At 49.4% G+C, this 10,829-nt stretch carries 11 protein-coding genes; 3 read left to right on the top strand and 8 right to left on the bottom strand.

Annotated elements, in window-relative coordinates:
* The first annotated feature begins 453 nt into the window (after positions 1-453).
* Entirely contained in the window at positions 454-840 is a 387-nt protein-coding gene (locus QZ280_RS16370) for a site-specific integrase (RefSeq protein WP_365734578.1), read from the top strand.
* A gap of 121 nt (positions 841-961) precedes the next feature.
* Here QZ280_RS16370 and QZ280_RS10925 read toward each other — a convergent pair whose 3' ends face one another.
* Positions 962-1,330 carry a hypothetical protein gene (locus QZ280_RS10925; RefSeq protein WP_293443976.1) on the bottom strand — a complete coding sequence of 123 codons (369 nt, stop codon included), beginning with the start codon at positions 1,328-1,330 and terminating at the stop codon, positions 962-964.
* 650 nt (positions 1,331-1,980) lie between these two features.
* Between QZ280_RS10925 and QZ280_RS10920 the strand changes: the two genes are divergently transcribed.
* On the top strand, positions 1,981-2,277 hold the full coding sequence (locus tag QZ280_RS10920; RefSeq protein ID WP_293443973.1) for a hypothetical protein: 297 nt from the start codon (positions 1,981-1,983) through the stop codon (positions 2,275-2,277).
* Between the two features lie 32 nt (positions 2,278-2,309).
* Positions 2,310-2,864: a hypothetical protein gene (locus tag QZ280_RS10915; protein ID WP_293443970.1), complete on the top strand. Its 555-nt coding sequence runs from the start codon at positions 2,310-2,312 to the stop codon at positions 2,862-2,864.
* A 260-nt stretch (positions 2,865-3,124) separates the two neighbouring features.
* Here QZ280_RS10915 and QZ280_RS10910 read toward each other — a convergent pair whose 3' ends face one another.
* From QZ280_RS10910 to QZ280_RS10880, 7 genes are all read right to left on the bottom strand, one after another.
* On the bottom strand, positions 3,125-3,409 hold the full coding sequence (locus tag QZ280_RS10910; protein WP_293443967.1) for a helix-turn-helix domain-containing protein: 285 nt from the start codon (positions 3,407-3,409) through the stop codon (positions 3,125-3,127).
* A gap of 276 nt (positions 3,410-3,685) precedes the next feature.
* Complete coding sequence (locus QZ280_RS10905) at positions 3,686-4,000, bottom strand: hypothetical protein (RefSeq protein ID WP_293443965.1); 315 nt, start codon at positions 3,998-4,000, stop codon at positions 3,686-3,688.
* 359 nt (positions 4,001-4,359) lie between these two features.
* Positions 4,360-4,992: a glutathione S-transferase family protein gene (locus tag QZ280_RS10900; RefSeq protein WP_293443962.1), complete on the bottom strand. Its 633-nt coding sequence runs from the start codon at positions 4,990-4,992 to the stop codon at positions 4,360-4,362.
* 3 nt (positions 4,993-4,995) lie between these two features.
* Positions 4,996-6,678 (bottom strand): ABC transporter ATP-binding protein, encoded by a 1,683-nt coding sequence (locus QZ280_RS10895; RefSeq protein WP_293443960.1) that lies wholly within the window; start codon positions 6,676-6,678, stop codon positions 4,996-4,998.
* The gene (locus tag QZ280_RS10890; RefSeq protein ID WP_293443957.1) at positions 6,679-7,584 is read right to left on the bottom strand and encodes an ABC transporter permease; all 906 of its coding nucleotides are present in this window, start codon (positions 7,582-7,584) and stop codon (positions 6,679-6,681) included.
* The gene (locus QZ280_RS10885; RefSeq protein WP_293443954.1) at positions 7,581-8,555 is read right to left on the bottom strand and encodes an ABC transporter permease; all 975 of its coding nucleotides are present in this window, start codon (positions 8,553-8,555) and stop codon (positions 7,581-7,583) included. Before QZ280_RS10885 ends, QZ280_RS10890 begins: the two co-directional genes overlap by 4 nt.
* Before the next feature lie 23 nt (positions 8,556-8,578).
* Positions 8,579-10,150 (bottom strand): ABC transporter substrate-binding protein, encoded by a 1,572-nt coding sequence (locus QZ280_RS10880; protein ID WP_293443951.1) that lies wholly within the window; start codon positions 10,148-10,150, stop codon positions 8,579-8,581.
* Positions 10,151-10,829 lie beyond the last annotated feature (679 nt).

The following is a 10,829-nucleotide window of genomic DNA, read 5'->3' as shown; positions in this document are numbered from 1 at the left end:
CGTGAAGCAGCGTCAGAAAATTGGTTCAGGTGTCGCAGTCGATGTTGCTGGGCATACACTGGCTGCAAAGGTGCTCTGATCGTCATTTCTTACAAGAAATGACCCAATCAAACTCAGTATGAAATCATCATTTCAACATCAGTCTCTGTAAGTGTCTGACAGGACTCAGGACTTTTAATGTGGTTGCAAGGCTAGGCTTTCCAGTCAGTATACTAAGGTAAAAAAGCAACGTAAATATAGTAGGTTAGCCATGTCACTTGGAAAGCAAGCGAAGACACTCAACAAGAAACAAATAGATCAACTGCTTTGGTATGTAGGCACTCTGCAGCACGCTCAGCGCAATGAAATTGTGGTTCTGCGGTCGGTTCGTGCAGGGCTTCGTGCGAAAGAAATCGCAGAGCTGCAGTGGGCGATGCTCACAGATGCTGAAGAAACATTGCCTCAAGCATTCAATTGACTGATAAAGCGTCAAAGGGGCGTGGCGTTCGCGTTATACCTTTGAACCTGCAACTACGCCTGAAACTGGCAGATTTGCTCGAGAGTGAACATCAGTATCACAGCATTGATATTGCCACATCGCACGTGATCCGCAATGAGCGATCAGAAAAGACTTCGTCACAAGCAATCGTACATATGTTTGCAGCTTGGTGTGCTGATGTCGGGCTTGTTGACTGCTCGTCACACAGCAGGCGACGCATATTTACCACTAACGCTGCAAGAAAGTTTAGCAGCGTAGGCGGCTCATTTCGGGATGTTCAGGCGCTTGCAGAGCATTCGTCACTCGCCGTCACTCAGAGATACATTGATGGTAATGGGGATGCACAGATGAAGGTCGTGTAGGTGGTGTGAGGGCAAAATCTTAGGCCTTTGCAAGCAGACAACAATGTACTGCTTCCCGTAAAAAATACGGCCCAAAAATCGCACTTTTCACCTCTATAAGTGCTGCAATACCTCGTGCGACTTACTCGCAATCAAAATGTGAGACCGTCATCTGTATTAGGTTTGTTTTGTTCCCCATGAACATTGCTGTCTTCTCAAAACGGCTACAGTGATCCACTGCCAGCTGCTTGACGTTTTCTGGAAGCTTGGCACATTGGTTGAGTTTTGTGCTCATTACCCGAAAAGCGCCACAGCTTGCATCAAATCCCATTGATATCTGGGGATAGGTAATCTGAATGCCATCAGCGCTCATCTTCTTGATCTTGGGCGGAAGTAATGTTGCGGTATTTGCGCTTGAAACAGTTGCTGCTTCACGCGGTGGCTCGCTTGGAGCACAAGCTGCAAGTGTAAGTGACACAGCGATAAGTGCAGATAGAGTTTTTGCTGTCATTTCATTTCCTTACGTCAAATCTGATCCCAGCAGCCGTTTGGACTTGGCGCTGACATTCGGCAAACGATGACTGCTTAAAAGTAGAGCGATACGCCAAATTGCAGGCTGAAAAGAAAGCTGGCTCGTTCAAAAGAGCGGTGTGATAGTTTGTCATATCTTCGGTGGCAGGTACGTTTATGATAATCTTCTACGAGGAACGAAACACAAATGCGAGCGATGGTACATTCACAAATTGCACCATCCGAACCCTGTGATCAAATTGGCACAAGTATACAGTTAGAAACTAAGCTAGACCAAACTTAGCAAATCATTAATTGCAAACGCCGTCGGTGTATTGAAAATCCTCGTGTCGGTATTTCGATTTCGCCCCTAAACACCACGAAAACAAAAAAACAATGTCTTATACGAGATCGACACCTTTTGGTTTCGCGATTTGTGTCTTACCCATCTCTTACACACATTTGCACCCGTTTTCAGCGTGGGAGATGTGGCATGGCTGTGACTCAAACAATCTTCGACGGAAAGGTGAATCTATACCAACGCGGCAAGGCCGGTATCTGGCAGTGCGCGACCTATCTTGAAGATAAAAACAACGAGCTTCGACCGGAGGAAAAAAATTTACGGCAAAGGAGTTTGCCAAGCAATAGGAAATGAGCCTCAAGCTGCGCCAGAGCAAAGGTGAGAAACTGAGCGATAAGACTTTCGTCCAAGCAGCCGAGCGTTTCATTAAGGAATATGAAGTGATGACCGGAGGGACACGCAACAAAGACCATGTGCGCGGACAGTTTTCTCGGATCTCAAATCATCTATTGTCATATTTTGGCAATCGTCCCCTCGCTGAAGTGACGGCCGGTGCAATTCAACACTATCGCCTGTTTCGCATGGACGACGATCCAAAGTACCAGCCACCTTCACAATCAATGATGGACAAAGAAATCGTCACTTAGCGGATGGTGTTCAAGACAGCTGTGAGACAAGGGTGGTTGGCCGCCCTGCCCGACATGTCCGCGCCTCACACGGCTTTCAAGAAAGTGGCGCACAGGGCGTGGTTCTCGCCGGACGAATACAAACAGCTCGACAACGCGACCCGTCGCAATATGAAAGCCGCCGAAAACAAAATCGGCGCTACCAAGCTACTCAAATGCACGACTTGAATTTGTTCATGGCAAACACTGGCCTCAGGCCCGATGAAGCCAAGCGCCTGCAATATCGCGACGTGAGCATCGTGAATGATGAAGCAACTGACGAAATGATCCTTGAGATCGAAGTGCGTGGCAAACGAGGCACCGGATATTATAAAAGTATGACCGGGGCCGTCTTGCCGTTTCAACGGTTGAAGGAGAGAAACAATCCAAACCCGATAGATCCGATTTTTCCTTACGGCCACAAGAAAGTGTTCAATAGAATGCTCGAGGCGGAAGACCTTAAGATCGACCGCAAAGGCAAACGGCACACTCTCTACTCGTTCTGGCACGGCTACATCTCGATCCGGCTGCTTAAAGGCGCGAACATCTATCAGATCGCCAAGAACTGACAAACCAGTGTTGAGATGAATTAGAAACACTACGCGATTCATCTGAAAAACAATCTCGATGCCGCCGCGATCGATCTTCGCAAGCCACGAACCTCTTCAAAGTCTGTGTCGGGAATCCCCTTAGATATTTTTATCCACAGAAATCTGAGTGGTTTCCCTCTTATGTTCTTAAATGAGTATTCTTCTTATGGAAGGAAGTGAACTATCTGCACCTCCAGGGGTGCAATCCTTTCATCTTTAGAAGTGCAAAATTTGCACTTCTAGGCTGTTCGCTTGCGAGCCTTCAGATTTAAAATGTTTTGGTTCACTTTGTCCTGGCCACGTCTCTGGATTTTGATGAATCCTGCTTTTTCCAGTTCTTTGACAAAACTGAAGAGACTGCGTTTGGTCACTCCGATATCATCGGCCAATCGCTTTTGTCCTGGAAAACAGAAGTCGTTCTGCCAAGCGTATTTCAGAAGCACAGCGTAAGTGAGCTTCGCCCCGACGCTAACTTTTTTGCTTACCAGCAATGAAGTTCGGCACCTGCGTAAACCCACCTCCATTCGAGATGATGTCACCACCCTGGATGATGATCATTGCGGTCTTTGATAAGTTGTCCGAGTGTTTCCATAGATGGCTAAATTTTAGCACATGTGAAGCACTATTTTCAGCGACTAATGCGCAGGGTCGAAATTACTCGTTGGAACACTCTCAGTACTCGTTTCTTGCCTCTCGTTGGATCTTAGAATTGGAGCTTTCAAGAATTGTTGGTTCACCTCCCCATCCAGCCGCAAAACCTCGGCTTCAAGATGTCTGATGTATCGACATTGACCAAGCAACTATTCCCGCGCTGCCGCGTTCTGAGACGTTAGAAACTCAACGTGCATGTCTCGCACAGCCTTATCTATCTCAAGCAAGCACACCTGCGCCTCAAGGCTCGCAATCACTTCCGTGTCTTGCCTGTCTTTGCGCCCGACCTGGTGTGGATCTGCCTCGGTTCGCCGTGGTTCGTACGCGTCCGCACCGGTCTGCACGGGTGCGTCTTCGGTCTGAACCCGTTTGAACAAGTGCGCACTGGTCTGAACGGGTGCAGCCTCCTGCATGAACTCCAGCTCGGGGGCGACTTTGACGAGAAGGGAAGACTTCTCAAGCATCCAAGGCTCACCAGTGGGCGTGACTTGCTTTTGGCTTTCTACATTTTCCTGACGGCACCACTGGCGGATCGTTTTCTTGGTTCGGATCAGATCACGCTCCTGACAAGCAAGAAACGCTTCATCGACCGATAGCCATTCAGGGGTTGAAGGGAAGAGAGTATTTTCTATTGCTCAATGGTAGAAAGGACAAGCGAGTACGCACCGAGACTTGTCCACACCATTGGTGGGAAGTAGACCTTCGCTGCGATTGCTACAGGGACTGAACGCGAGGTGCTTAGCCGACATTCAAAGGACGTGCTTTGCCTTTTAAAAAGTAAAACGAACTGAGTTTTGCTCTCTAACGATTTCACACACCGCGCTTACTCAATTTTTTTATCAAACATCGAATTCGATCCTAAAAAGGCAAGAGCTTTCATCGAAGCCGGTCTTCTACCAATCCGTTCAAGCCAAAGCTCAAGGTTGTTAACGCCTTTTATCGTCAAGCCAAGATGGTCGTGAATATGCAGCCATGGGAAAAGTGAGATATCTGCAATGCTGTAGTTCTTTCCGCAGATGAACTGTCTGCCCTTCAACTGATCATCTAAATGTTGAATTGTGCGATTTGCGATCGTGCGGAGATGTGTCAAAGCTCGAGTGTTTGGTTGTTTTGCAAGCTTGTTCCAATATTCGATTTGCCCAAAATGAGGTCCTTGGGTGGAAGCTTGATAAAAGAGCCACGAAATCATGCAGCCGTATTCCTTTGGATCTTCAGGAAGCCCCCAATTCATTTTGTGGGCCAAGCTCATCAGGATAGCATTAGACTCGGTCTGGTGCTGGCTTCCATCTCTCAAGACAGGCACTTTTCCCGCGGGATTAATGTCGAGAAATTCGCGCTTATGTTGTTCTCCCGCACGAATATTGATTGGAACAAATTCAAACTCTGCGTCGGTTTCCATCAGCAACATCAACACCTTAAGTGTATTGATCGTGTCATAACCGAATAGCTGCATCATGGTTTATGTCTGCCACGTCGTCGGCATCACAGGCGTAAGGTCCAGCAACGACTTTGTGTAGTCCGCTTGTGGTGCTGTGTAGAGTGCATTTGTTTCGCCAACTTCTTCGATCTTGCCACTTCGCAGCACCGCCGTGTCATCTGCCATCTGGCGCACAACAGCGAGGTTATGGCTGATGAACAAAATCGTCAGGCCAAACTTCGCTTGCAAGTCTTTCAAGAGATTCAATATTTCAGCCTGTATTGAAACGTCCAATGCGGATGTCGGCTCATCACAGATCAAAAAGCGTGGACGCGCCAAAAGTGCGCGCGCAACTGCGATGCGTTGACGTTGGCCACCGGAGAATTGGTGCGGGTATTTCGAGATTGCATCAGGCTGCATCCCAACCAGTGATAGCATTGAGGCCGCGAGTTTCTCGCGTTCTTGCTCGTCTTTAACAAAGCCGTAAAACCACAAGGGCTCTGTCAATATGTCACCGATGCGGTGGCGTGAATTCAGGCTAGAATACGGATCTTGAAACACCATTTGGATTAGCTGCCGAGATGGGTGCTGACGACTGCGCGACTTGCCATAAGGCAGCACGACATCCCCTAACTCCATGGTGCCACTACTTGGAGTCACCAATCCGGTGATCGCTTTGGCAAGCGTCGATTTGCCAGACCCGCTTTCACCAACGAGCCCCATAATCGAGCCCGGTTTGATGTTTAGCGTCACATCATCCAAAGCAACATAGGGCGGCAGTTTGCGAAAAATTGACGTGCGTGGCCCTGCAAATTCAACGCTAAGGCCTGTCAGAGAGAGGCCCGTTCGCGCGTGTTGAGAGCCTTCAAGTAACCAATTCTCAGCCATAGCGCCATTGCTCGCAATCGTGTCATCAGCTTCAGGAACACGAAAGCGATCTATCTTGCGATCTAGGGGTGGCACTGAATCCATCAGCTGTTGGGTATAGTGATGCTGTGGTTTACCCAAGACTTGAGCGGTGACACCCGTTTCCATCACGCGCCCTTTGCGCATAACTGTGACGCGGTCTGCCACTTGCGCAATCACACCAATGTCATGGGTGATCAACATGAAGGCAATTTGGCGCTCTTTCGCCAATCTTTGGATCAAATCGAGCACCTGGGATTGCACCGCTACATCAAGCGCCGTAGTCGGTTCATCCGCAATGATCAATTCGGGATCGGTGCTTATGGCCAGCGCGATGACCACCCGTTGGCGCATGCCACCTGAGAACTGATGCGGATAGGCTTTGATCCGCTCAGCAGCGTTTTTGATGCCAATGTCTTCAAGCAAATCAACGGCGCGGTTAATGGCTTCGCTTTCGCTGAGCGAGGAATGGGTCTGAATGGTTTCGATCAGTTGGCGTTCAATCGTCATCAACGGATTCAAGCTGGTTTGAGGATCTTGAAAGATCATCGATATGCGATCGCCGCGCACTTTATGAGCTTCAGCAGGGCTGAGGTTGCGCAAGTCAGTATCACCTAATGTAAGAGTTCCATTTGCGACATACCCCGGGGATTGCAACAAACCGATGACCGCCGCACCAACTGTGGACTTGCCTGCACCGCTTTCCCCGACAAGCCCGTGAATTTCACCGGGCTTGATTGTCATGTCGACGTCTTCGATTGCAGTGAAAGCTCCAAAACGCATTGGAAACTTAACCAAAAGATCTTTAATCGTCAGCATCTAGCGTAACCTCGGATTAAAGATGTCTCGCAAGAAATCGCCAAGGATGTTGATCGACACTACAAGCGCAACAAGAAACAATGTCGGAATCCACAAGATCCACCACTCACCTGACAGCAGGAATTGCATGCCAACGCGGATCAACGTGCCAAGGCTCGGGCTGTCGGCAGGCAGGCCTATCCCGAGAAAAGACAATGTTGCCTCTAGCAAAATAGCGGAGGCAAGATCGACGGTCATGATCACCAAAAGTGGCCCAAGGATGTTGGGTAAAATATGAACAAACATCACTCGGATCGGGCGCTGCCCCATCATGATCGCGGCCTGAACGTATTCCTTGTTCATTTGAACGAATGTGGACGCGCGAGCGGTTCGGGCAAAGTTCACCCAAAGCGACAAAGCAATAGCCAAGGTGAGCACAGCAACCCTCAAATCTTGTTGTATTGAGGCTGGCAAAATACCCCGTGCGATGCCGTCGATAAGCAGCGCTGTCAGGATTGCAGGCAAGGCAAGTTGCACATCAGCAATTCGCATCACAATGGCATCGAACCGCCCGCCATAGTACCCGGCAGCAAGGCCAAGCCCAACCCCAAGAACCGCGGCAATGCTCAACGCAGACAAGCCAATAACCAATGACAGCCGCGCGCCGTAAAGAATCGCGGATATCATATCACGACCCTGATCATCAGTTCCCAAGATGAATTTAGGGTTCGCACCGTCCAACCATGTGGGCGGCAGTAATCCGTCAAACAGGCTAAACGACGCCAGATCGTAGGGATTGACCAACGCGATCCATGGCGCAAAAGCGGCTCCCAGAAAGGTCAATACTGCGACGAGAGCTGCAATAATTGCGGCTGGGGAATGCACGAACAGCCATAGACCTTCGTATTTTTTCACAAACGCAATCATGACACGTCCCTGATCCGAAGGCGTGGGTCGATAGCCACGTAGAGCAAGTCAACAACGAGGTTCACCAATACGAAAAAGAACGCGATGACAACGAGGTACACACCCATGACTGGGATATCAACAAAGCGAATTGATTCAAGGAAGAGCAATCCCATACCAGGCCATTGAAAAACGCTTTCAGTCACAATGGAAAAGGCGATGACACCACCGAATTGCAACCCAATGATTGTGATCACTGGCACCATCGTATTCGCAAGCGCATGTCTGTAATGAAGGCTCGCCGTCGGCACACCTCGGGCCATAGCGAAACGGATGTAGTCAGATCGCATAACCTCCATCATCTCTGCACGGACCAATCGCATTGTCAGGGTGAGTTGGTAAACGCCAAGGGTGATAGCGGGAAGCAACAACGCGCGCCATCCATCGAAGCTAAACAAAGAGCTTTCCCAGCCACCTATTTGAACCGTACCTCCGCGTCCGAATGTGGGGAGCCAGCCTAATTGCACGCCAAAAATAAAGATCAACATGATCCCAATCACAAATGTCGGAATCGACACGCCCACAAGAGTTGTCATCAAGATGGTTTGTGTCAGAACGCCTCGTGGCTTCAGCGCTGTGTAAACCCCTGCAGGGATACCTACGAGAAGCGAAATTATCAAAGCGACCACGCCCAATTCTAACGTCGCGGGAATGCGGCTTGCGATCATTTCAGCCACAGGTTGGCGTGTTCGGTACGAAAACCCGAAATCGCCTTTCAGCATGTCGCCCGTGAAGCGCGTGAATTGATATACAAAAGGATCATTGAGACCCAGTTCTTCACGTAACCGTTCTTGGTCTTCGACAGAGGTTTCAACACCTGTCATCTGGGTAATCGGATCCCCCACGAAGCGGAACAAAGAAAATGCTAAAAAGGCGACGGTCAGCATCACAAAGACGGATTGAATCATCCGCTTCAAGATAAAATATACCATCGCCTTTTTGCCTTATGCTCGGATCAGTTCACCGTGACCCAGCGCAACATAAAGAAGTTATCCGCACGTTGTGTCAGCTCGACATTATCCTTCGCAGCCCAGATGAGAGGTTGTGTATAAAGCGGAATATAGGCGACGTCCTCTTGCGTGATCGCAACGACTTCATCGACCAAAGTCTGGCGCGCTGAAGGATCAATCTCTTGTTGAATTTGCGGAAGAAGTTCATCCACGCGCGCGTTTGAATAGCCGCCAAAGTTCCAAGAGCCCAGCTTTTTGTCATTGTCTTGGCTGTGCAGCAAAAAACGGATCGGGTGCTCCATGTCAAACGTGCCTGGGGACCATCCCAATAGGTACATATCGAAGTCGTCCGCGCGAAGCTGAGGCCAGTAGTCACGTACAGGACCCGTGCTAAGTTCAGCGTTCAAGCCAACCGCCGCAAACATAGAGGCCGCTGCACGGCACAACGCTTCATCGTTGATGTAGCGATCATTCGGGCATTTCAGACCGAAAGAGAAACCATCGGAATATCCAGCTTCGGCAAGCAATGCTTTTGCACGTTCAGGATCAAATGAAGGACGATCTTGGTTTGCTTCGGAAAAGCCTGAAATACCTGCGGGCACCAACTGACTTGCTGCTTCGATTTTGCCTCGGAACAAGACACGATCGATCGATGCAAGATCTAAAGCATGTGCGGCAGCAAGACGTACACGCGGGTCCGCAAACGGGTTCGCGTCTTGTACGTTAGAAGAATAAAGGAGCGCCTCATGCTCATGACCAAAGCCAAACATGATGACCCGGGTTTCTTCACCTTCTAGCACCTTAAACCCATCACGACCTTCAACTTGCGCTATGTCCTGAAGAGGGATTGGCTGGATGAAGTCAACTTCGCCAGACAAAAGTGCTGCAAGCCCAGTGGCAGAGTTTCCGATGGGCGTAAACACGGCCTCAGAAACGTTGTGCGAGGCTTCGTCCCACCAGTTCGCATTAGGTGAAAGCGTCGTGCGCACGCCAGGATCACGGCTGGCCAAAGTGAACGGCCCTGTTCCATTGACGTTCATCGTCGCGAAATTTTCTGCATCGCGAGCGGGCAACAAAGCGTCATTTGCTTCTGCCCAACCTTTATCAAGGATCATGAAGTTCGCGATTGAGTCAGGAAACAACGGGTTTGGCGCAGTGGTAACAAAATCAATTGTGAAGTCATCTACGACACGTACGTCCGACACAGGCGCAAACCAAGAGCGCACGTCGGCGGCTTCGTTCGAGGCACGTTGATAAGAAAACATCACATCTTCAGATGTAAAGGCAGCGCCGTCTTGGAATGTGACACCTTCACGTAGAGTGAACCGCCAACCATTTTCGCCCTCAAGGGGGGCCCACGATGTGGCCAATGAAGGTTCGATCGACATGTTCTGCCCACGGCGTACAAGTCCTTCATAAACGTTGTTCAAGAATGACAGCACAGGTGCTGAGTTTACAGCATGTGGGTCCATCGTTTGAGGGTCAGTATTGGACGCCCAGCGAAATGTTTCTGCGGATGCGCCCATTGCTGACATGCTCAGCGCGCCTCCGAGTAAAGCTAATTTGAGTGTTTTCATTTTTCTCTCCGTTGGTTTCAAGCGTCCATATATTGCGATCAATCAACCACGCCAATCCGTCTCGAGCAATAGCGAAAGGGGAGGGTTGTAGCTCCTTTGGCATCAACCAAGGAGCAACTGCAAAATACGACTCAGCTCGTTGCACTATTTGTACAGGTATCGCGTTGCACTATTTGTACAGGTATAGAGTGCTGTTTTGGGAAATCTTAACGAAGTTGCGCGGCTATTTATTGACTTCACTAGGTTGAATACCCTCGCCTTGTGGCTGAGCTCTATGAACGTGGCTCGGCCCTGCAAATGGCAATCCTTCTGGAATTGGCGGAAAGCGGAGCTTCTCTGCATACGTGCGAGCTCGCCAAAGCTGCCATTCATTGCGAAGCCGCATTGCAGAATGCCACGACCTAACTAATCTCAGCAGTGAAACCAAACTGTGCATTCACTTTTGTCGTTGCTTGTGCACACTGCGTGGATAGGGAGCGCGTTCGTTGCACCACAGATTGGCAGCGGCAATTTAGTGCAAAAAAGGTGTCGTGCCTTCTGTTTAGCTTTTGCTTGGCTTTACCAAGGCTGATAGCACCTTTCTTTATCTTATAAGAAGACCTTTCAAGTATCACTGAACGGGTCCACACCTAAAAGTCTTGGCGAACAATAAGAGGCATTCGTCATTTAAAAGCAGGTA

Source organism: Planktotalea sp., assembly GCF_018607995.1.
In the GTDB taxonomy this organism is placed as follows: domain Bacteria; phylum Pseudomonadota; class Alphaproteobacteria; order Rhodobacterales; family Rhodobacteraceae; genus Planktotalea.
The sequence above is the reverse complement of the archived record's forward strand: the minus strand, read 5'-3'. Positions and strand labels throughout refer to the sequence as shown.